Source organism: Microbacterium sp. 8M (assembly GCF_902506375.1).
Taxonomy (GTDB): domain Bacteria; phylum Actinomycetota; class Actinomycetes; order Actinomycetales; family Microbacteriaceae; genus Microbacterium.
The window spans coordinates 1,051,181-1,071,836 of the sequence record NZ_LR733284.1; the positions used below are offsets into that span (position 1 = coordinate 1,051,181).

General features: G+C 69.9%; 16 protein-coding genes. 10 read left to right on the plus strand and 6 right to left on the minus strand.

Annotated features, from left to right (window positions below; genetic code table 11):
* The first annotated feature begins 28 nt into the window (after positions 1–28).
* Positions 29–1,084, plus strand: coding sequence for an LLM class flavin-dependent oxidoreductase (locus AERO9AM_RS04985; RefSeq protein ID WP_159575152.1), 1,056 nt, complete (start codon positions 29–31; stop codon positions 1,082–1,084).
* A gap of 190 nt (positions 1,085–1,274) precedes the next feature.
* Here the strand turns inward: AERO9AM_RS04985 and AERO9AM_RS04990 are convergent, their stop codons facing one another.
* Positions 1,275–3,056, minus strand: a complete 1,782-nt coding sequence (locus tag AERO9AM_RS04990; RefSeq protein WP_159575153.1) for an alkaline phosphatase family protein — start codon at positions 3,054–3,056, stop codon at positions 1,275–1,277.
* A 110-nt stretch (positions 3,057–3,166) separates the two neighbouring features.
* On the opposite strand from AERO9AM_RS04990, the gene AERO9AM_RS04995 reads away from it, so the two are divergent.
* Both AERO9AM_RS04995 and AERO9AM_RS05000 read left to right on the plus strand, forming a co-directional pair.
* On the plus strand, positions 3,167–3,478 hold the full coding sequence (locus AERO9AM_RS04995; protein ID WP_159575154.1) for a hypothetical protein: 312 nt from the start codon (positions 3,167–3,169) through the stop codon (positions 3,476–3,478).
* Between the two features lie 68 nt (positions 3,479–3,546).
* Entirely contained in the window at positions 3,547–4,974 is a 1,428-nt protein-coding gene (locus AERO9AM_RS05000; protein WP_159575155.1) for a CCA tRNA nucleotidyltransferase, read from the plus strand.
* Between the two features lie 18 nt (positions 4,975–4,992).
* Here the strand turns inward: AERO9AM_RS05000 and AERO9AM_RS05005 are convergent, their stop codons facing one another.
* On the minus strand, positions 4,993–5,715 hold the full coding sequence (locus tag AERO9AM_RS05005; RefSeq protein WP_159575156.1) for a TetR/AcrR family transcriptional regulator: 723 nt from the start codon (positions 5,713–5,715) through the stop codon (positions 4,993–4,995).
* A 131-nt stretch (positions 5,716–5,846) separates the two neighbouring features.
* Here AERO9AM_RS05005 and AERO9AM_RS05010 point away from each other — a divergent pair, with 131 nt between their 5' ends.
* The 4 genes from AERO9AM_RS05010 (at position 5,847) to AERO9AM_RS05025 (ending at position 10,963) form a co-directional block, all read left to right on the plus strand.
* Positions 5,847–7,310: an MFS transporter gene (locus tag AERO9AM_RS05010; protein WP_159575157.1), complete on the plus strand. Its 1,464-nt coding sequence runs from the start codon at positions 5,847–5,849 to the stop codon at positions 7,308–7,310.
* Between the two features lie 150 nt (positions 7,311–7,460).
* Complete coding sequence (locus AERO9AM_RS05015) at positions 7,461–8,786, plus strand: helix-turn-helix domain-containing protein (RefSeq protein ID WP_159575158.1); 1,326 nt, start codon at positions 7,461–7,463, stop codon at positions 8,784–8,786.
* 178 nt (positions 8,787–8,964) lie between these two features.
* Positions 8,965–10,512 (plus strand): acetaldehyde dehydrogenase ExaC, encoded by a 1,548-nt coding sequence (exaC, locus tag AERO9AM_RS05020; RefSeq protein ID WP_159575159.1) that lies wholly within the window; start codon positions 8,965–8,967, stop codon positions 10,510–10,512.
* A gap of 70 nt (positions 10,513–10,582) precedes the next feature.
* A complete protein-coding gene (locus tag AERO9AM_RS05025; RefSeq protein WP_159575160.1) occupies positions 10,583–10,963 on the plus strand; it encodes a DUF779 domain-containing protein in 381 nt (126 codons plus the stop codon).
* 14 nt (positions 10,964–10,977) lie between these two features.
* Here the strand turns inward: AERO9AM_RS05025 and speB are convergent, their stop codons facing one another.
* From speB to AERO9AM_RS05045, 4 genes are read right to left on the minus strand one after another with little or no spacing between them, the layout of a single operon-like run.
* Complete coding sequence (gene speB, locus AERO9AM_RS05030; RefSeq protein ID WP_159575161.1) at positions 10,978–11,931, minus strand: agmatinase; 954 nt, start codon at positions 11,929–11,931, stop codon at positions 10,978–10,980.
* A 2-nt stretch (positions 11,932–11,933) separates the two neighbouring features.
* Positions 11,934–13,565 carry a thiamine pyrophosphate-binding protein gene (locus AERO9AM_RS05035; protein ID WP_159575162.1) on the minus strand — a complete coding sequence of 544 codons (1,632 nt, stop codon included), beginning with the start codon at positions 13,563–13,565 and terminating at the stop codon, positions 11,934–11,936.
* Positions 13,566–13,578: 13 nt separating this feature from the next.
* Positions 13,579–15,249: an amidohydrolase gene (locus AERO9AM_RS05040; protein ID WP_159575163.1), complete on the minus strand. Its 1,671-nt coding sequence runs from the start codon at positions 15,247–15,249 to the stop codon at positions 13,579–13,581.
* Positions 15,246–16,568: an MFS transporter gene (locus AERO9AM_RS05045; RefSeq protein ID WP_159575164.1), complete on the minus strand. Its 1,323-nt coding sequence runs from the start codon at positions 16,566–16,568 to the stop codon at positions 15,246–15,248. The genes AERO9AM_RS05040 and AERO9AM_RS05045 overlap by 4 nt, the downstream gene beginning before the upstream one ends.
* 205 nt (positions 16,569–16,773) lie before the next feature.
* Here AERO9AM_RS05045 and AERO9AM_RS05050 point away from each other — a divergent pair, with 205 nt between their 5' ends.
* From AERO9AM_RS05050 to AERO9AM_RS05060, 3 genes are all read left to right on the plus strand, one after another.
* The gene (locus AERO9AM_RS05050) at positions 16,774–17,676 is read left to right on the plus strand and encodes an Lrp/AsnC family transcriptional regulator (RefSeq protein ID WP_159575165.1); all 903 of its coding nucleotides are present in this window, start codon (positions 16,774–16,776) and stop codon (positions 17,674–17,676) included.
* A gap of 164 nt (positions 17,677–17,840) precedes the next feature.
* On the plus strand, positions 17,841–19,475 hold the full coding sequence (locus AERO9AM_RS05055) for an ABC transporter substrate-binding protein (RefSeq protein WP_159575166.1): 1,635 nt from the start codon (positions 17,841–17,843) through the stop codon (positions 19,473–19,475).
* 102 nt (positions 19,476–19,577) lie between these two features.
* On the plus strand, positions 19,578–20,654 hold the full coding sequence (locus AERO9AM_RS05060) for an ABC transporter permease (protein ID WP_159575167.1): 1,077 nt from the start codon (positions 19,578–19,580) through the stop codon (positions 20,652–20,654).
* Positions 20,655–20,656 lie beyond the last annotated feature (2 nt).

The following is a 20,656-nucleotide window of genomic DNA, read 5'->3' on the forward strand; positions in this document are numbered from 1 at the left end:
ATCCAAGATCTATGCGTTCGAATACATCATGAAGGCTTTCGGATTCCTCTCCTTCGGGCACTACGGCGACGTGCCCGGATCCGCCACGCGCACGGCCGGCGACATGCTGCGCCAGACCATCGAGCTGGCCGAGGGGGCCGACGAGATCGGCGTCAACGGCGCGTACGTGCGCGTGCACCACTGGGCGCGCCAGGCCGCGTCGCCGATGCCGCTGCTCTCGGCGATGGCGGCGCGCACCCGACGCATCGAGGTGGGCACCGGCGTCATCGACATGCGCTACGAGAACCCGTTCCAGTTCGCCGAGGAGGCCGCCGCGCTCGACTGGATCGCCGATGGTCGCATCGCGCTCGGCGTGAGCCGGGGCTCACCCGAGACGGCGCTGCGCGGCTACGAGACGTTCGGCTTCCACGACGAGGAGGATCCGGAGCGCGGCGGCGCGATGGCCCGCGAGAAGTTCGACCTGTTCCTCCAGGTGATCGACGGGGCCCGCGTGGCTCCCGGTGACCCGCGGATGGTAGGCGCGGGGCAGTACCTGGCGATCGAGCCGCAGTCGCCGACGCTGCGAGACCACATCTGGTGGGGAGCCGGTTCCCGCGCCACGGCGGAGGAGACCGGGCGCAAGGGCCTGAACCTGATGAGCTCGACGCTGCTCACCGAGGCCACGGGTCAGCCGTTCCACGAGCTGCAGCGGGAGCAGATCGACCTGTTCCGCGCCGCATACAAGGAGGCGGGCCACACCGGCGCGCCCCGGGTCTCGGTGAGCCGCAGCGTGTTCCCCCTCGTCTCGGATCGGGATCGCGCGTACTTCGGGCTGCGCTCGGAGGAGAACCACGACCAGATCGGCGTGATCGACGGCTTCCGCTCCACGTTCGGCAAGACCTATGCCGCCGAGCCGGACGTGCTCATCTCGCAGCTGAAGCAGGACGAGGCCGTGATGGCGGCTGACACCCTCATGCTGACGATCCCGAATCAGCTGGGTCCGGAGTACAACCTGCACGTGCTGCAGGCCTTCGCCGAGCACGTCGCGCCGGCCCTGGGCTGGAAGCCGAACACCGAAGGACCCGTGCAGGGCGACCCGGTCTGACACGTCGCCGCCGCGGACGCAACCCGCGACGAATGCAGGATCCGGCGACGCCGGCAGGATCAGATCCGTGGTTCAGTCGTGCAGATGTCGCGCGGTCCCGCAGACGTCGCGTGGTCCTGCAGACGTCGCGTGGTCCTGCAGGCGCCGCGCGGTCCTGCAGACGTCGCGCGGAGGGGGCGACCGGGCGGCGTCAGTCCTCGTCGGGCGGGCCGAACAGGCCTTTGCCGTGCTTGTGCAGCAGGTTGTACGCGTCCATGAACGTCTGCGGCTGCTTGTCCTCCGGGAGCCCGTAGCGCGCCAGCAGCAGGCCGAGCAGCCCCTGCGCGGGCGGGGTCAGCGGCTTGTTCGCGTGCGCGTGCGCGGGATGCGGCGGCTTCGCCTCCGGGTTCGGCGGCGTGTACAGCGAGGTCGTCACCGGCCAATCGGCCGGGTGCCGCGGCTTGTCCAGGTTGATGATCTGGAACAGGTCGTTCGCGGTCGCGTCGCGGCGGGTGAGCGGCTTGAGCCCGTGCAGCCGGGTGAGCGTCGCGATCACGGATCCGTGATGCATCTCATCGTTGACGATCGTGCCCTTGCGCGTGTAGGCCGAGACGGCGATCGCCGGCACACGGCAGCCGAGCCGGTCGAACTCGAACCCCATCTCACCGGCGCCGGAGTCATCGGGCGGCGAAGCCTTCGGCGGGACGACGTGGTCGTAGGTGCCCCCGTGCTCGTCGAAGGTGATCAGCAGTAGCGTGTTGATCGCATTGGATCCCTTCGTCGACTTGCTGGTGCGGATCGCGTCGTAGATGTCGTGGATGAGGTCGTCGCCGGCGCGAACGTCCGAGAACGCGCTGTTGATGATGTCGGATCCGTCCACGTCGCTCTCCCGGCGCGCCCCGAACGGCGGGTGGAAGTCGTTGTGGTTGTAGATCATGCGCGGCTCGATGAACGCGTATGCGGGCAGTTCGCCGTGCTCGACGTCGGCGTAGAAGTCGTCCATGGTGCCGAAGTGCTCGGTGCGCCAGAACTTCTCCAGCACCGGCGCGTGCAGCACCCCTGTGAACGAGACCATCTGCAGCTCGTCGAAGTAGACCTTCCAGGTCAGGCCGGCCTCTTCCAGGCGGTTGAAGATCGTGGGCGCCTTCGGCGCGTTCAGCCACTTGTCGTAGTCGCCGCCCTCGTGGTTGGTGACGAAGCCGTGCGAGGTCGACGCGTTGAAGAAGGTGCGGTTGCAGAACGTCTGCGACGGCACCGCGCAGAACCAGTGGTCGAACACGGCGAACTCGCGCGCCAGGGTCGACACGGTGGGCAGCATCTCCGGCGAGAAGGAGCCCATGATGCGCTTGCGCTCGGCGTCGGTGGGCTCGATGCCGTGCTTGAGGCGCATGAGGTTCACCTGGTAGTCCGTGACGAAGCCGCTCATGGTCGGCTCCTCGCCCGGTCCCGGGTGGTTGTACGGCGGGTGGAAGCCGCCCTCGTAGAGGAACGCGTTCTCGGCCGGGTTGATCGTGTTGTACAGCTGCGTGTTGACGTGCGGATACATCTCGCCCGGATCCGGATCCGGCCACGTCATGATCTGGTCCGTCGGCCCGTCGTAGACATGGGCGTCGTAGCGCACGCCGTCGAGCTCGTTGTAGTACTCGCCGAAGTCGAGTCCCTCGAACTCCTTGCCCTCGGGCAGGTTCTCCTTGGTGTACAGGTAGCCGAGCAGGTTGTCGAAGGAGCGGTTCTCGCCCATCACCACCACGATGTGGTCGAAGCCCGGAGCGTGCCGCGGTGCGAGCGCGCCGTAGTCCTCCAGCGCCTCGGCGAACCCGGTGCGCTGGCCCAGCGCGTAGCCGGCCGCCGCCCCGGCCCCACCGCCCACGACCGCGCCGGCGGCCGTCAGCCCGCCGATGCGGAGGAAGTCGCGACGGGAGCGCCCCTCGGTCTTCGGTGCATCGCTGCCGTTCACGTCGCCGGGTCCAGGGGAGCTCTGTCGTCTGGCCATGCCGCGATCCTACTGAGGCGCCGAAGGGCGACCCGCGCAGCCGCCCGGATCGTCGGAGTGCCGGCGGGATCACGCAGAACCATCTGCGGCCCCTCGATAGGGTCGGGGACATGACGGATCCCACCGACTACTCGACCGAGGCGCAGGTGCGTCGCATCTCCGCCGACTTCGCGCGCCGGCGGGCTCGGATGTTCCTCGCCTTCGCGTGCGTCGAGGGACCCGTGCTGCTCGGCGCGATCGTGGTCGTGTACGTGCTGAAGCTGGTGGATCCGCAGTTCGGTCTGTGGATCATCCTCGCTGTGGCCCTGCTCAGCGGGCTCTGCCTGAGTGCTCTGATCATCGGCCACGCCAAGGCCGAGCAGCAGGCCATCCGCGATGTCGGCGGGACGCCCTTCCCGCCTTCGAGCGGCCCGACCTTCTGACTCTCGGGCGGCCTCCGCCGGTGCCCCCGCCCCGACGCGGGCCCGGACGCCCCGGTACCCTGGAACCCATGCTCAACATGGCCGATTCCCTTGCGCGCCTGGGCGCCCTCGCCGAGGATCCGGTCGTCCGGATCCTGGCCGACGCCTTCGCCGATGCGGGGTTCGACCTCGCGGTGGTCGGCGGTCCGGTGCGCGACGCGCTGCTCGGCCGCGCCACGCACGACCTCGACTTCACCACGAACGCCCGCCCCGACGACATCCTGCGCATCGTCATGCCGATCTCGACCGCGCACTGGGACATCGGGCGCGAGTTCGGCACGATCGGCGCCCGGGTGCAGGGCGAGCAGGTCGAGATCACGACCTACCGTGCCGACGCGTACGACGGCATGACCCGCAAGCCCGTGGTCTCCTTCGGCGACGACATCGACGGCGACCTGGTGCGCCGCGATTTCAGCGTGAACGCGATGGCGTTCCTGGTTCCACAGCAGAAGCTCGTGGATCCGACCGGAGGCGTGGAGGATCTGCTCGCCGGGCTCCTGCGCACCCCGACCGATCCGCACGTGAGCTTCGGCGACGACCCGCTGCGCATGCTGCGGGCGGCCCGGTTCAGCGCGCAGCTGGGCTTCGGGATCGAGGAGCGAACCCTCGCCGCGATCGCCGAGCTGCGGCAGACCCTGTCGATCGTGAGCCCCGAGCGGATCCAGGCCGAGCTCATCCGCCTGCTCCAGTCGGACGACCCGGTGCGCGGCATCCGCGTGCTGGTCGACACCGGGCTCATCGACGAGTTCCTGCCCGAGGTGAGCGCGCTGAAGCTCGAGATCGACGAGCACCATCACCACAAGGACGTCTACGAGCACTCGCTTACCGCGCTGGAGCAGGCCATCGCCCTGGAGCACGCGCGGCATCCCGGTGAGCCGGCCGACGCGGTCCTGCGCCTCGCGGTGCTGCTGCACGACATCGGCAAGCCGCGCACCCGCAAGCTCGAGCCCGGGGGTGCGGTGAGCTTCCACCACCACGACGTGGTCGGATCCCGCCTCGCCCGCAAGCGACTGCAGGCCCTGCGGTTCGACAAGGAGACCACCGACGCCGTGGCGAAGCTCATCGAGCTGCACCTGCGCTTCTTCGGCTATGCGGAGGGAGCGTGGACGGACTCCGCCGTGCGCCGCTACGTGCGCGACGCCGGCGACCAGCTCGAGCGCCTGCACATCCTCACCCGTGCCGACGTCACCACGCGCAACAAGCGCAAGGCAGCCCGGCTCGCCGCGGCGTACGACGACATCGAGCAGCGCATCACCGCCCTGCGCGAGCAGGAGGAGATCGACGCGATCCGTCCGGAGCTCGACGGCAACGACGTGCAGCGGATCCTCGGCATCACGCCCGGGCGCGAGGTCGGCGAGGCGTACCGGTTCCTGCTCGAGCTGCGCCTCGACGAGGGCGTCATCGGACGTGAGGCCGCCGAGCAGCGCCTGCGCGACTGGTGGGCCGCGCGCGGCTGAGACCGGGAGACGGCGTGTCTAGCGCCCTGCCTGCAGGCGGAGTCCGGCGAGCAGCAGGTCGAGCCCGCCGAGGAACTGGTCGCGGTCGTCGTGACCGTCGAACTCGTCGACGATGTGATGGATGAAGGGGTACTCGGCCGCGTCGAGCGCGCGCCACTGCTCGGCGGCCGCGGCCATGTACTGCTCACGGCTCACCTCGCCCGACACGACAGCGGCCGGCGGCTCCTGGCCGAGATCCGCGGCTGTGCCGATCACATAGCCCACCACGGCCGAGGTCGCGTGGAAGGTCTGGCGCGCGGTGAGGTCGAGCCGCATCACGTGCTCGCCGATCCGCTCGTAGAGCCGCAGCGAATGGATCTGGCTCGCCGTGTCTCGCAGCGCGTACGCACCGAGCCAGGGGCGGTCGACGATCGCATCGAACATGGCGAGCGCGATCGTGCGGATGTCCTCGATCGGATCCGGGCCGCCCACGTCCGCGGTCGCCTCGAGCACGCCGCCGAGCACGGAGTCGGCGGCGAGATCGAGCAGCTCGTCGCGCCCCGACACGTACCAGTACACGCTCGCGACCCCGCCGCCGAGCCGGGCGGCCAGGGCGCGGATCGTCAGGCCCTGCGCGCCCGATTCGTCGAGGATCTCCACCGCGCCGGCGAGGACGGACTCGAGCGAGTGGGAGGCGCGAGAGCGGCCCCGCGGACCGCGTGACCTCGAGGGCTCGTCGCTCCGCTGCGGTGTGGTTGCCATGGCTCCATCCCACCATGCGAATCGGGCCGCGGGCGGAGGCGCTTGCGCATCATCGAACATCGTTCTATTCTATCGAACGGCGTTCGATCATCGAACGTTGTTCGATTCGCTCGTCGACCAGAGGAATCACCATGACCGGCACACCCGTTCTCGCCCCCTCACGCACCTACTCCTCCCTGCGGGCTGCCTGGATCCCGCTCGCCGCGCTCTGTCTCGCCTTCTTCGTCGAGATGGTCGACAACACGCTGCTGTCGATCGCGCTGCCGACGATCGGACGGGAGCTGGGCGGTGACACGACGTCACTGCAGTGGATCACCGGGGCGTACTCGCTCACCTTCGGCGGCCTGCTGCTGACGGCCGGGTCGATCGCCGACCGATTCGGCCGCCGACGTGTGCTGCAGATCGGCCTGGGCCTGTTCGGGCTGATCAGCCTCGCGGTGCTGCTCGTCGGCAACACCGGCGAGCTGATCGCGCTGCGTGCTCTGCTCGGCATCGCCGCCGCCGCGATGGCCCCCATCACCAACTCCCTGGTCTTCCGCCTGTTCGACGACGAGAAGCTGCGGATGCGGGCCATCACGCTCATGATGGTCGTCGGGATGTCGGGCCTCGTCCTGGGTCCGCTCCTGGGCGGAACCATGCTCGCCCACCTGCCCTGGCAATGGCTGCTGCTCGTGAACGCGCCCATCGCGCTCATCGCCGCCGCGGGCGTGCACTTCGGCGTGCCCGCCGACGCGCCGGACGGCCTCACCAAGGACCGGCTGGATCTGCCCGGTGCGGCCCTCAGCATCCTCACGATCGGCCTCGCCTGCTACCTCCTCACGAGCGGCATCCAGAACGGCTGGACCTCTCCGATCACCCTGGCGGTGGGTGTCGGCGCCGTCATCGCGCTCATGCTCTTCGTCCTCCGGGAATGGCGGGCGGCCGCGCCGATGCTCGATCTGTCCCTGTTCCGCAGCGGGACCGTGCGCGGAGCTGCCATCGCCCAGATCGGCACCTCCGTCGCGATGGCAGGCGTGATGTTCGCGCTGATCCTGCATTTCCAGTACGCGTGGGGCTGGTCTCCACTCCAGGCGGGCCTCGCCAATCTGCCGCTCATCGCGACGATGATCCTCGCCACGCCCCTCACCGAGTGGCTGGTCCGCAGATTCGGGCACCGTGTCGCGTGCCTCATCGGCGCGGGGATGCTCGCCACGGGACTCGGCCTGATGGCCTGGGCGGTCGAGCAGGCCTACCTCGCGATCGCGCTCGCGATGGTGGTGATGACCGCAGGCCTGCGCACGGTCATGACGATCTGCGCGGTCGCGCTCGTCGGCGCGATGCCGGAGAACCGCACCTCTATGGGTGCGGCGATGAACGACACCGCGCAGGAGCTCGGCGCCAGCATCGGCACCGCCGTCGTCGGCACGCTCATCGCCGCGCTCGTCACGGTGATTCTTCCCGTGGGCGCGTGGGGTCCTGCGCTCGTGGCATCCTTCTTCCACGGAGAGCAGGTCGTGTTCGCGGTGCTCGCGGTGGCGGTCGGGATCATCGCGGGCATCGGCGCCTTCAGCCTGACCGACGCGCGCACCGTCGACGAGCACGAGGCTCCGGCCTGACGCGGCCAGAGGAGCGCGGCGCCGCGGCGCGGGGCGCGTACCTCTGGAGGCGCGGGGCTGAGCTCCCGCTGCCCCTGCCCGCGGTACGGCGACAGCCCGATCCGGTCGCCGTACACTGGATCCACTCCGTCGCCGACGATCGGAGGCCTCGTGTCCTCGCCCTGGCAGTCCTCCCGGGAACCCTCCCCGGCTGCGTCGCGCCTGCTCATCGAGCGCGCCCACGAGGAGCTCGTGGCCGGCAACATCGACGACAGCCGGCTGCAGAGCGTGCGGTCGCTCGTGCGCGAGTCGTGGGAGCGCTCGTGGCGGCAGCGCGTCGGAGCCGAAGGCCTGCCTCCGCTCGACTTCACGCAGGAGGCGCTCGACGCGTACCGGCTGGCGCACCCGCTCGCGGGCGCGATGGACACGATCCGCGCGCTGCTGCTGCCGGGATCCGCGGAGGACTCGGGCGTCATCGTCGCCGTCGGCGACCACGCCGGGCGGCTGCTGTGGGTGGAGGGAGACCTGAACCAGCGGATCCTGTCCGGCGAGATGGGCTTCGTCGAGGGCGCGAACTGGTCGGAGCGGTCGGTCGGCACCTCCGCACCCGGCACTGCGCTCGAGCTCGGCGCCTCCGTGCAGATCCACGGGGCCGAGCACTACAACCGGCTCGTCCAGCCGTGGTCGTGCACGGCCGCGCCGGTGTTCGACCCCGAGGACCGCCGCATCCTCGGGGTGATCGACGTGACGGGCGGATCCGAGGCGGCGAGCCCGCACGCCCGCATGCTCGTGGACGCCACCGCGCGGGCGGTCGAGGCGGAACTGCTCGTCGCCCGGCTGCGTGCCAGGGCGGAGCCGGCGGCTCCCGCGTCGGTCCCGCGGCGACGGCAGACCCCGGACCGGGCGGCGCTGCGGGTGCTGGGCCGTGACCGGGCGCGGCTCGAGGTGACCGGCGACGGCGGCGAGCGGTCCGTGGAGCTCAGCGCGCGGCACGCCGAGATCCTGCTGCTGCTCGCCGTGCACCGACAGGGGCTGTCCGCCGAGCGGCTCGCGGAGCTCGTGTACGGCGAAGGCTCGTCGGCCGACACGCTGCGGCCGGAGATGGTGCGCCTGCGCAAGGTGCTGGAGCGGATCTGGCCCGCACTCGTGCCGGAGTCGCGCCCCTACCGGCTGACCGTGCCGCTGGAGACCGACGCGCAGGACGTGCTGTCGCTGCTCGACCGGGGCGCGCACCGTGTGGCGCTGAGCGCCTACCGCGGCCCCGTGCTGCCGGACTCGATGGCCCCGGGGGTGGAGGAGTACCGCGAGTCGGTCCGCTCGACTCTGCGCGAGACCATGCGCACCGAGGCCAGCATCGACGTGCTGCTGAGCTATGCGGAGATCCCCGAGGGCGCCGATGACACCGAGATCCTGCGGCTCTGCCTGGAGCTGCTGCCGGCGCGCTCGCCGAAGCGGGCGGGGCTGGTGAGCCGGATCGAGCGGCTCGGGCAGGTCTGACCGCCCTTCGTCTCGCGTCGCTCGCTCTGGGACCGGGAGTGCGGCGCGCCGCCCGCCGGGGTGCGGCCCGGTGCAACCCGATGCAACGTGACGCACCGGCGTGCAACGGGCGGGCGCCTACCTTCGAGTCACATCAACCCGCGCGGCATCGCAGCCGCGGTACGTCGAAGGAGACGCGATGACCATCATCGAGGAGAGCGTGTCGACCGCCTACGCGGCGCCGGGGCAGCCGGGCGCGCTCGCGAACTACCGCCCGCGCTACGGGCACTACATCGGAGGCGAGTTCGTCGAACCCGTCAAGGGGCAGTACTTCGAGAACGTCAGCCCCGTGAACGGCAAGCCGTTCACCGAGGTCGGCCGCGGCACGAGCGAGGACATCGACCGTGCCGTCGACGTGGCCTGGAAGGCCTTCGCTAGCTGGGGCAAGACCAGTCCGACCGAGCGCGCGAACATCCTGAACAAGATCGCCGACCGCATCGAGGAGAACCTCGAGATCATCGCGATCGCCGAGACCTGGGAGAACGGCAAGCCGATCCGCGAGACGCTCGCGGCCGACATCCCGCTCGCGGTCGACCACTTCCGCTACTTCGCGGGCGTCCTGCGCGCGCAGGAGGGCGGTATCAGCCAGCTCGACGACAACACCGTCGCCTATCACTTCCACGAGCCGCTCGGCGTGGTCGGGCAGATCATCCCGTGGAACTTCCCCCTCCTCATGGCGACGTGGAAGCTCGCTCCCGCACTCGCCGCGGGCAACTGCGTCGTCATCAAGCCGGCGGAGCAGACCCCTGCGTCGATCCTGTTCCTGTTCGAGATCATCGGCGACCTGCTGCCGGCCGGCGTCGTGAACATCGTGAACGGCTTCGGCATCGAGGCGGGCGCGCCGCTCGCGCAGCACAAGCGGATCCGCAAGGTCGCCTTCACGGGAGAGACCACCACGGGGCGCCTCATCATGCAGTACGCGTCGCAGAACCTCATCCCGGTGACCCTCGAGCTCGGCGGCAAGAGCCCGAACGTCTTCTTCGAGGACGTCGCCTCCGCGAAGGACTCGTTCTACGACAAGGCGCTCGAGGGCTTCACGATGTTCGCGCTGAACCAGGGCGAGGTCTGCACCTGCCCCTCGCGCGCACTCATCCAGCGCTCGATCTACGACGGCTTCCTCGCCGACGGCCTGGAGCGGGTGAAGAAGGTCGTGCAGGGCAACCCGCTCGACCTGAACACCATGATCGGCGCCCAGGCCTCGAACGATCAGCTCGAGAAGATCCTCAGCTACATCGACATCGGCAAGCAGGGCGGTGCGCGCCTGCTCACCGGCGGTGAGCGGGTCGACCTGGGCGGCGACCTCAGCGAGGGCTACTACATCGCGCCGACGGTGTTCGAGGGCACCAACGACATGCGGATCTTCCAGGAGGAGATCTTCGGCCCGGTGCTGTCGGTGACGAGCTTCTCCGACTTCGACGACGCCATCTCGATCGCGAACGACACCCTCTACGGGCTCGGCGCCGGCGTGTGGAGCCGCATCGGCGACACCGCGTACCGCGCGGGCCGGGCGATCGAGGCCGGCCGGGTCTGGACGAACACCTACCACCAGTACCCGGCGCACGCGGCGTTCGGCGGCTACAAGCAGTCGGGCGTCGGACGCGAGAACCACCGGATGATGCTCGACCACTACCAGCAGACGAAGAACCTCCTCGTCTCCTACGCCGAGGGGCCGATGGGCTTCTTCTGATCCGGATCCCAGGGAACGGGCGGGCGCTCTGCGAAAGGGCGCCCGCCCGGAATCACGAGAGGAGCGGGCGATGCCCGAGTTCCACCGGGTCGACGTCACCGCGGAGGCGGCGGCGCTGCTGCGCGAGCTGACCGCGCAGCACGGACCCCTGATGTTCCACCAGTCCGGCGGCTGCTGCGACGGATCCGCACCCATGTGCTACCCGGTGGGGATGTTCCTCACCGGGCCGGGGGACGTGCTCCTCGGCGCTCTGGACATCGGACTGGACGACGCCGTGCCGGTGTACATGTCCGAGTCGCAGTTCGAGTACTGGAAGTACACGCACCTCACGATCGACGTCGTGGACGGACGCGGATCCGGGTTCAGCGTCGAGTCGCCGACGGGGAAGAGGTTCCTGACCCGCTCCCGGATGCTCGATCAGGCCGAGCTCGAGCACTTCGCCCTGGCCTGATCGAGCCCGGTGATTCAGCGGTCGCGGTCGATCTGCATCGCCAGGAGCGTGATGAGCTCGTAGACCACGTGGCTCGCGGCGATGCCGGTCATCTGCGCGTGGTCGTAGGCGGGGGAGACCTCGACGACGTCCGCGCCGACGATGTTCGTGTCGCGCAGGCTCCGCAGGATCCGCAGCAGCTCCCGGCTGGTGAGGCCACCGGCCTCCGGGGTGCCGGTGCCCGGCGCGTGGGCCGGGTCGAGCACGTCGATGTCGATCGACACGTAGAGGGGCGCGTCGCCGATGCGGGTGAGGATCCGCTCGATCGCGGCCTCGACGCCGTGCTCCTCGATCGCCTCGCTGGTGACGATGGAGAAGCCCAGGCGCGCGTCGTCCTCGAGGTCGCTCTTGTCGTAGAGCGGGCCGCGCGTGCCGACGTGGCAGCTGGCGGTCATGTCGATGAGGCCCTCCTCGCTCGCGCGGCGGAAGGGCGTGCCGTGCGTGATCGGGGCGCCGAAGTAGGTGTCCCAGGTGTCGAGGTGCGCGTCGAAGTGCAGCACCGCGACCGGACCGTGCTTACGGGCGACCGAGCGCAGCAGCGGCAGCGCGAGGGTGTGATCGCCCCCGATCGTGACGAGGCGGGACGCGCGCTCGCCGAGGGCGGTGGCGGCGCGGTCCGTCTCCTCCACCGCCGCCGTGATGTCGAACGGATTGAGGGCGATGTCCCCGGCGTCCACGACCTGGGCGCGGGCGAACGGCGAGAAGTCCTGGGCGGGGTTGTACGGGCGCAGCAGGCGCGAGGACTCGCGCACGTGCGACGGTCCGAACCGCGTGCCGGGACGGTAGCTCACGCCGGAGTCGAAGGGCGCGCCGACCACGGCGATGTCGGCGTGCTCGACCTCCTCCAGACGAGGCAGGCGCGCGAACGTCGCGAATCCGGAGTACCGCGGGTTCACGGAGGCGTCGACGGGGCCGATCGGAGTCGTCATGGTCAGTCCTTGTCTTCGGGGTTCGGTCGGTCGGAGGTCTCCGGGGCGACGTGCACGAGCTGCACGCCCCCGGCCGAGATCGCGGCGCGGAGGGCGGGCACGAGGTCGTCGGCGTCGTCGACACGGACTCCGTGCGCGCCGAAGGCACGGGCGAGGGCGGCCCAATCGGGCTGCACCAGGTCGACGCCGATGGGCGGCATCCCGCGATCGAGCTCGTTCTGCCGGATCTCGGCATAGCCGCCGTTGTCGACGCAGACGATGGTCAGGTCGAGGCGCTGCTCGACCGCGGTCGCGATCTCGTTGACGGCGAACATGAGCGCACCGTCGCCGACGACGGCGACCACCGGGCGGTCCGGCAGGGCGACCTTCGCGCCGATCGCGGCGGGCAGACCGTACCCCAGCGTCGCGTACGTGGGGGTGTACAGCAGGGCGTGCGGACGGGAGCGACGCAGCACGTTCGCGAGCGCCAGATAGACGATCTGCGAGGAGTCGCCGGCCACGACCGCGTCCTCCGGGATGGCGGCGGCGATCGTCTCCGCGAGCGCGACGGTCGACGGCGCGGTGTCGCGGATCTCCTGGAGGATGCGCTCCCGGGCCGTGTCGAGGACCGGTGGTGCCGCAGCGTCGCCCGGCAGCGCGGTGCGGATCCGCGCGAGCACGGCGGCCGCGTCGCCCACGATGCCGATCCGCGGCTCGAGGTTCTTGGCGAGCTGGGCGGGGGAGATGTCGACGCGCACGACGCCGCCCTTCGCCGCCAGCCGCGGCGCCCAGAGCTCCGCCTCGCCGAGCTTGGATCCCACCACGAGGAGCACGTCGGCGTCCTCCGCGACCTCCCGGGCAGCGGCAAGACGCAGATTCGCCCCGAGCGAAAGCGGATGGTGCTCGTCGACCGCGCCCTTGCCGTTCAGCGTGGTCAGCACCGGTGCACCGAGCCGCTCCGCGAGCGCGGTCAGCTCGGCGCTCGCGCGGGTGGCACCGCCACCGGCCACGATGACGGGTCGCTGCGCCGTCCTGAGCACGGCGGCCGCCTCGGCGATCAGGGGGTCCTCCCCGTCGGCCGGTGCGGGCAGCGGACGGGCGGCGCGGTCCGCCGCGGGGACATCGGCCGCACTCTCGAGCACGTCGAGGGGCACCTCGATGTGCACGGGGCGCGGTCGGCCGCTCCGGAACAGCGCGAACGCGTCGTGCACGGCGGCGACCGCCTCCGCGGCGGAGCCGACGCGCCGCGACCATTCGGCGATCGCGGCGACCATGGCCGATGCGTCCTTGGTCTCGTGCAGCGTCCCCACGTCGGCGAACTCGGCGCCGCGGGCGACCCCGGGCGAGAGCACGATCATCGGGCGGGACTCGCAGAAGGCCGTGCCGACCGCGCTCATCGCGTTCTGCAGGCCCGGACCCGAGGTCGTGATGACCACGCCGGGCAGGCCGGTCTGCTGGGACCAGCCGTCGGCGCCGTAGCCCGAGCCCTGTTCGTGCCGGTTCGTCACGACGCGGAAGCCGAGGTCGGCGAGGGGGCGGTAGAACTCGAGGTTGTGCGTGCCGGGGATCCCGAACACGGCCGAGACGCCGTAGTTCCGGATCGTCTCCAGAACGGCGCGACCCGTGGTGTCCGCGTAGGCGTCCGTGGTCGTCATCTCCTGCCCTCTCTCACTCGGCACGGTGACGGGGTTCCCCGTCCACCCAGGTCTGCAGCACGCGGATGGATCCGATCCGCTCAGGATCCGCCTCGAGCACGTCGTCGTCCAGCACGACGAAGTCGGCGAGCTTGCCGACCTCGAGGCTGCCGAGGTCGTCCTCGCGGCCGAGCGAGACGGCGCCCTCGATCGTGTGCGCGCGCAGAGCGGACAGCGCGGAGATGCGCAGGTCGTCCGGACCGAGTCGGTGCCCACGTCGGGTCACCCGGGTCACGGCCGCCTGGATCGCCTCGAGCGGGATCGGCTCGGCGACGGGTGCATCGGACGAGATCGTGACCGGCACCCCGGCGCGCTCGAACTCGCCGAGGGGGTTGAAGCGCTCACCGGGCGTGCCGATCGCCTCCTCGACCCCCTCGCCCCAGTTGTAGTAGTGCTGGGGCTGGTTCACCGGGCGGATGCCCGCGGCCGCCATGCGCTCGATCTGCGCGGGGGTGGGCAGGCCGCAGTGCTCGATGCGGTGGCGTGCGTCGTCGTCGGGGTTCTCCGCGAGGGCGCTCTCGATCGCCGACACGACCATCTCGATCGCCGTGGGGGACTGCGCGTGCGTCGCGGTCTGCAGGCCCGCGGCGTGCGCGCGGCGGATGAGCTCCGCGTACTCGGCGGGCTCGTGGTACAGCTGGCCGGTGCGGCAGGGGTCCCCGACGTAGCCGTCGGGGAAGTACGCCGTCCACCCGCCCAGGGTGCCGTCCGCGTAGAACTTGATGCCCGCGAAGCTCAGGTGCGCGTTGCCGAACTGCCCGACGAGCCCCATCTCCAGCGCCTCGTCGAGCAGGTGCGAGAGCAGGTACATCGACACCCGCAGCTGCAGGCGCCCCGCCTGCGCGAGGCGGAGGTACATGTCGAACTCGCGACGGCTCACCTGCGCGTCGCCGATCGTCGTCACGCCCCCGGCGAGGAAGCGCGAGGTCGCCGCGTCGAGCTGACGCAGGTGCTCCTCCGGCTCGTCGCCGAGGTGGAAGTTCGGCCCGTGGTGCCCCACCTTCACGCCGTGCACGCCGGTGAGGATGTTGCAGGCCGCGTCCGACAGTTCGCCGGTCAGTTCGCCGTCGGCGTCGCGGAAGAACTCTCCGCCCGGCGGATTCGGCGTCTCCCGGTCGATCCCGTTGATCTCGAGCGTGTAGGAGTTCACGACGCCGCCGTGCCCGGAGGCGTTCATGAGGTAGACCTCGCGGTCGGTCGCGACCTGGTCGAGCTCGAAGCGGGTGGGGTGGCGCTGCTCCACGAGGTTGCGGTGCTCGTAGCCGTAGCCGCGCACCGGCCGCCCCGGCGGGAGCGACGCGGACGCCTCCTGCAGCAGCGCCACGATTTCGGGGATGCTCGTCGCCCTGTCCGGCCCGCAGTCCACCCACGTCATCATCTGCCCGAACATGAGCGGATGGGCGTGCGCGTCGACGAAGCCCGGCACCACCGTCGCGTCGCCGAGGTCGACGCGGACGGGGCTCAGGCCCGCCGCGTCAGCGGCCGCCTCGCACTCGGCGGGCGTGCCCGTCGCGAGGACGCGGCCCTCGGCGACGAGCATCGCCGTCGCGGTCGTCGAGGCCGCGTCGAGGAGGTGGATCGCCCGGGCGAGGACGAGGCGGGGGACGGTCTGCGGGGACCGGTCGAAGGGGACGAGCTTTCTCATGGCAGCCTGTTCGCAGTCGTGTCGGTGCGGGGGGTGAAGGATTCGGTGACGGGGGCCGCGTCGGAGTGCTGCGGCGCGAGCCGGGTGCAGATCGCGGCGAGCACGGCCATGCCGAGGAACATCGCGATGACGGACCAGACGCTCCCCGTCCAGGCGATCAGCTGGGTCGCGAACCACGGCGAGAAGCCGGCCCAGACCGCGGCGCCGACGCCGTAGGAGAGGGCGATCGAGGTGTAGCGGGCCTGCGGGCGGAACATCTGCGCGAGGATCGCCGCGATCGGGGCGTACGTCGCGCTCATCGCGACGCGGACCAGCGACGCGAACAGGAAGATCATCGGCTCGACGCGGCCGGGCATGAGCAGCAGGAACGGCGTGAAGGTGAGCACCGAGGTGATCAGGCCGATGTACATGACGTTCTTGCGGCCCCACTTGTCGCCCAGCCAGGCGACCGGCAGGGTGACGAGGAACTCCACGAACGAGGCGATGGTCATCGCGTCGAGGATCACCTGCTCGCTGATCGCGATCGGCGCACCCGTCGCGTAGGCGGTGGCGAAGGTGGTCGCCAGGTAGTAGCCGCCGGTGGAGATCGGCAGGATGCCGATGCCGAGCAGGATCGGACGCCAGTTGGCGCGCAGGGCGAAGGCGAGCGGCATCGACTGCTTGCGGCCCTCGATCTTCTCCTCGAAGACGGGGGACTCCTCGACGCGGTAGCGCACCCAGAGGCCGACGGCGATGAGCACGATCGAGAGCAGGAACGGGATCCTCCAGCCGCCGTTGCGGATGAAGTCGTCGCCGCCGCGCGACATGATCGCGAAGATGCCGGACGCGAGCAGCGCGCCGGCCGGGTTGCCGAGCTGGGTGAAGCCGCCGTAGAAGGTCTTGGACTTCTCGGGGGCGTGCTCGACGCTCATCAGCACCGCGCCGCCCCACTCGCCGCCGACGGCGAGGCCCTGGAGCGCGCGGAGCAGGATCAGCAGCACCGGCGCGAGCAGGCCGACGTTCTCGTAGGTGGGCAGGCAGCCGACCAGGACCGTCGAGACCCCCATCAGCAGCAGGGTGATGACGAGAGAGACCCGGCGGCCGAGCTTGTCGCCGATGTGTCCGAAGAGGATGCCGCCGATGGGCCGGACGAGGAACGCCACGGCGAACGTGGCGAAGGCGGCCGACGTCTCCGCGAGGGGATCCTTGCTCGGGAAGAAGAGAGGACCGAAGACGAGGGCGGCCGCGGTCGCGTAGACGTAGAAGTCGTACCACTCGATGGTGGTGCCGACGAAGGCGGCGAGGCCGGCGCGTCGCGCCTTTGCGTGGGTGGAGGTCATGCCCGCTCCTTTGCGGTGTCAGGGATGCGAAGGATGCTAGGGCGGCGGAGCCCTGGCTGCAACGTCATTTGTTCAGTGTGAGCGTTGATGAACTGGACTTTTGATCGTGGATCTTGCAATACGGATCCCATATCCTCATGAGCGAGGGGTCCTGGATGTGGTTTTGACGCGTGCGGATTCCAAACGAGGAAAAACGGGAGATCCCATGGCGTCCGCTGATTTCGATGCAGAGCTCATCCGCGCGCTGCGCGAGGACGGCCGTGCCAGCGTGCGCGCGCTCGCCGCAGAGCTGGGCCAGTCGAGGGCCGCGGTCGCCGCGCGACTGCGCCTGCTCCTCGAGGACCGCACGATCCGCATCATCGGGGCGGTCGATCCGTCGTTCCTGGGGCAGCACGTCATCGCGCACGTGTCCGTCCGCACCAGCGGCGCCATCCGGGACGTGGCCGCCGTGCTGCAGGGGATGGAGGAGACCGTGTTCGTCTCGGCCGTCGCCGGCGTGCACGACCTGGTCACCGAGGTGCGCCTGGGCACGATGTCCGAGCTGCACGCCGTCATCGAATCGGTGCGGTCGATCCCACAGGTGCTCGACGTCAACACCCTCGTGTACACCTCGGTCGTGAAGGGACCGTTCGTCTCGAGCTACCGGGGCCAGATCACGATCGACGAGATCGACGCCGCCCTCATCGAGCAGCTCCAGGCCGACGGCCGCGCCAGCTTCCGGGCGCTCGGGGAGGTCGTCCGGCTGTCCCCGAGCGCGGTCGCCACCAGGGTGCAGCGCCTGCGGGCCGCGCACGTGATCCAGATCGGGGCGGTCGAGGCGCGCGGGCCCGCGCATCGGCGTCAGTCGATGGGCGTCGGGGTCAACCTCCGCGGCGACGACGACGGCGCCCTGGCGTTGATCCGCTCCTGGCCCGGAGTCGATTTCGTGGCGCGCACCATCGGGCGCTTCGACGCCGTGATCACGTTCGTGGAGCCGTCGCCCGGCGCGCTCCACGAGGGCCTGGAGCGGCTGCGCGCCCTGCCGAGCGTCTCGCACACCGAGGCCTGGCTGCATCTCGCGGTGCTCAAGGAGGACTACGCCCGCCAGTTCCCGCACGCTCCGGAGTAGCCCGCCGGCAGGAACTTCTCCGGCCCAGGTCACGTCTCGGCGACGGAACTCACGCGAATCGCGCGGTCGTGCCTACAATCGGGTGTCCCGTGCGCCGTGTACCCCGACGGCCATGGATGTGTGGCCGCGACCAAGCGCGGCCTGGAACCGATACAGAGGTGTATATGTCATTCCACAGCACTCGAGGCCGCCTGGGCCTCGCCATCGGAGCGCTCGGAGCCACCGCCCTCGTCCTCGCGGGCTGTGCGACGAGCAGCACGGGCGGCGGCGGCTCGACCGGCGGATCCGGCGGCAGCACGATCACCGTCGGCACCACCGACAAGATCACGTTCCTCGACCCGGCCGGTTCGTACGACAACGGATCCTTCGCCGTGATGAACCAGATCTACCCGTTCCTCATGAACAGCAAGTACGGCACCGGTGAGGTCACCCCCGACATCGCCGAGTCGGCCGAGTTCACCTCGCCGACCGAGTACACGGTCAAGCTCAAGAAGGGCCTGAAGTTCGCCAACGGCGACCCGCTCACCTCGGCCTCCGTGAAGTTCTCCTTCGACCGCATGGTCAAGATCAACGACCCCAACGGCCCCGCGTCGCTGCTCGGCAACCTCGACAGCACCGAGGCGCCGGATCCGACCACGGTCGTGTTCAAGCTCAAGAACGGCAACGACCAGATCTTCCCGCAGATCCTGTCCAGCCCCGCCGGCCCCATCGTCGACGAGAAGGTGTTCTCCGCCGACAAGGTGACCGACGACGACACGATCATCAAGGGCAAGGCGTTCGCCGGCCAGTACGAGATCACCGACTACAAGAAGAACCAGCTCATCGCCTACAAGCCGTACGCCGGCTACCAGGGCGAGCTGGGCAAGCCGGCCAACTCCGCGGTCAACGTGAAGTACTACGCCGACGCCTCCAACCTGAAGCTCGCGATCGGCAACGGCGACATCGACGTGGCGTTCCGCAGCCTCTCCGCGACCGACGCCGACGACCTGAGCAAGAACAAGAAGGTCAAGATCGTCGACGGCCCCGGTGGCGAGATCCGCTACATCGTGTTCAACTTCAACACGATGCCCTACGGCGCGACCACCGCTGAGGCCGACCCGGCCAAGGCACAGGCCGTGCGCCAGGCCGCAGCCGACCTGGTCGACCGCGCGGCGATCGCGAAGGACGTCTACAAGGACACCTACAGCCCGCTGTACTCGTTCGTGCCGGAGGGCGTCGCCGGCGCCACCCAGCCGCTGAAGTCCATGTACGGCGATGGCAACGGCAAGCCCTCCCTCGAGAAGGCCAAGAAGGTCCTCGCCGACGCCGGCGTGACCACCCCGGTCGCGCTGAACCTGCAGTACAACGGCGAGCACTACGGCCCGTCCTCCGGCGACGAGTACGCCGCCATCAAGGCTCAGCTCGAGGAGGGCGGCCTGTTCACGGTCAACCTGCAGAGCACCGAGTGGACGCAGTACTCGAAGGACCGCACGGCCGACGTGTACCCGGCGTACCAGCTCGGCTGGTTCCCGGACTACTCCGACGCGGACAACTACCTGTCGCCGTTCTTCCTCACGAAGAACTTCCTCGGCAACCACTACGACAACATGGCGGTCAACGACCTGATCGTGAAGTCGCAGACCGAGACCGACAAGGACAAGCGCATGGCCGACCTGGCCCAGATCCAGGACATGGTCGCGAAGGACCTGTCGACCCTCCCGCTGCTGCAGGGCAAGCAGGTCGCGTTCACGGGCACGGACGTCAAGGGCACCACCCTCGACGCCTCGTTCAAGTTCCGCTACGCGCCGCTGACCAAGTAACGCATCCGCAGAGACGGGGCACCGCCGCACACGCGACGGTGCCCCGTCCTCGTCCGGGCCCGCGGGTCCGGAGATCTCGACCCCTCCTCACAAAGGCTGTCCATGTCTGTTGACACCCTCGCCGCAGATCCCGTGGCGACGCGTCCCCGGTCCTCCGGAGGGGGACTGTGGCGCTACATCCTGATCCGCCTGGTGCTGATCATCCCCACCGTCCTCATCCTCGTGACGATGGTCTTCTTCCTGATGCGGATCACCGGCGATCCCATCACCGCCGCCCTCGGCGGCCGCCTCCCGGCGGCTCAGCTCGCCCAGCGCGTGCACGAGGCCGGATACGACCGTCCCGTCCTCATCCAGTACTTCGAATACCTCGGCAAGATCGTCCGCGGCGACTTCGGCACGACCATCACCGACGGCCAGCCCGTCACCAAGGTGCTGCTGACCTACGGATCGGCCACGCTGGAGCTCGCGATCTACGCGCTCATCGTCGCGTTCGCGGTCTCGATCCCGCTCGGCCTCGTGGCCGCGCACCGCCGCGACAAGTGGCAGGATGCGTCGCTGCGGATCATGGCGATCCTCGCCTACGCCACTCCGATCTTCTTCGTCGGCCTGCTCCTGAAGCTCGTCTTCTCGGTGTGGCTGGGCTGGATGCCCGTCTCCGGCCGCGCCGGCACGCAGACCGAGCTGCTGATGAGCGGGGTGAGCACCCCCACCGGGATCTACCTGCTCGACGCGATCCGGCTCGGCAACGGCCCCGCGATCGGCGACGTGCTGTGGCACGCGATCCTGCCCGCCCTCGCGCTCGGCCTGCTCACCGCCGGCATCTTCCTGCGGCTCATCCGCACGAACGTGATCGGCACCCTCGGCCAGCAGTACGTGACCTCGGGGCGCTCCCGCGGCGTGAGCGAGTACCGCCTGGTCACCAAGCACGCCTTCCGGCCCGCCCTCATCCCGATCATCACCGTGATGGGACTGCAGATCGCCCTGCTGCTCTCCGGCGCGATCCTCACCGAGACGACCTTCGAATGGAAGGGCATCGGCTTCATGCTGAGCGAGTACCTCAAGGCGCGCGACTTCGTGGCGGTGCAGGGCATCGTCGTGATGATCGCGGTGATCGTCGCGGTGACCAACTTCATCGTCGACATCGTCGCCGCCATGATCGACCCGAGGGTGAGGTACTGACG

Excerpts from the sequence above, each read along its gene's own strand:
- AERO9AM_RS04990 (WP_159575153.1), bottom strand. The coding sequence starts at position 3,056 with ATGGCCAGACGACAGAGCTCCCCTGGACCCGGCGACGTGAACGGCAGC.
- AERO9AM_RS05050 (WP_159575165.1), top strand. The coding sequence starts at position 16,774 with ATGGCGTCCGCTGATTTCGATGCAGAGCTCATCCGCGCGCTGCGCGAG.
- AERO9AM_RS05055 (WP_159575166.1), top strand. The coding sequence starts at position 17,841 with ATGTCATTCCACAGCACTCGAGGCCGCCTGGGCCTCGCCATCGGAGCG.
- AERO9AM_RS05035 (WP_159575162.1), bottom strand. The coding sequence starts at position 13,565 with ATGACGACCACGGACGCCTACGCGGACACCACGGGTCGCGCCGTTCTG.
- AERO9AM_RS05040 (WP_159575163.1), bottom strand. The coding sequence starts at position 15,249 with ATGAGAAAGCTCGTCCCCTTCGACCGGTCCCCGCAGACCGTCCCCCGC.
- AERO9AM_RS05025 (WP_159575160.1), top strand. The coding sequence starts at position 10,583 with ATGCCCGAGTTCCACCGGGTCGACGTCACCGCGGAGGCGGCGGCGCTG.
- AERO9AM_RS05000 (WP_159575155.1), top strand. The coding sequence starts at position 3,547 with ATGCTCAACATGGCCGATTCCCTTGCGCGCCTGGGCGCCCTCGCCGAG.
- AERO9AM_RS05045 (WP_159575164.1), bottom strand. The coding sequence starts at position 16,568 with ATGACCTCCACCCACGCAAAGGCGCGACGCGCCGGCCTCGCCGCCTTC.
- speB (WP_159575161.1), bottom strand. The coding sequence starts at position 11,931 with ATGACGACTCCGATCGGCCCCGTCGACGCCTCCGTGAACCCGCGGTAC.
- AERO9AM_RS04985 (WP_159575152.1), top strand. The coding sequence starts at position 29 with ATGAAGGCTTTCGGATTCCTCTCCTTCGGGCACTACGGCGACGTGCCC.
- AERO9AM_RS05005 (WP_159575156.1), bottom strand. The coding sequence starts at position 5,715 with ATGGCAACCACACCGCAGCGGAGCGACGAGCCCTCGAGGTCACGCGGT.
- AERO9AM_RS04995 (WP_159575154.1), top strand. The coding sequence starts at position 3,167 with ATGACGGATCCCACCGACTACTCGACCGAGGCGCAGGTGCGTCGCATC.
- AERO9AM_RS05060 (WP_159575167.1), top strand. The coding sequence starts at position 19,578 with ATGTCTGTTGACACCCTCGCCGCAGATCCCGTGGCGACGCGTCCCCGG.
- exaC (WP_159575159.1), top strand. The coding sequence starts at position 8,965 with ATGACCATCATCGAGGAGAGCGTGTCGACCGCCTACGCGGCGCCGGGG.
- AERO9AM_RS05010 (WP_159575157.1), top strand. The coding sequence starts at position 5,847 with ATGACCGGCACACCCGTTCTCGCCCCCTCACGCACCTACTCCTCCCTG.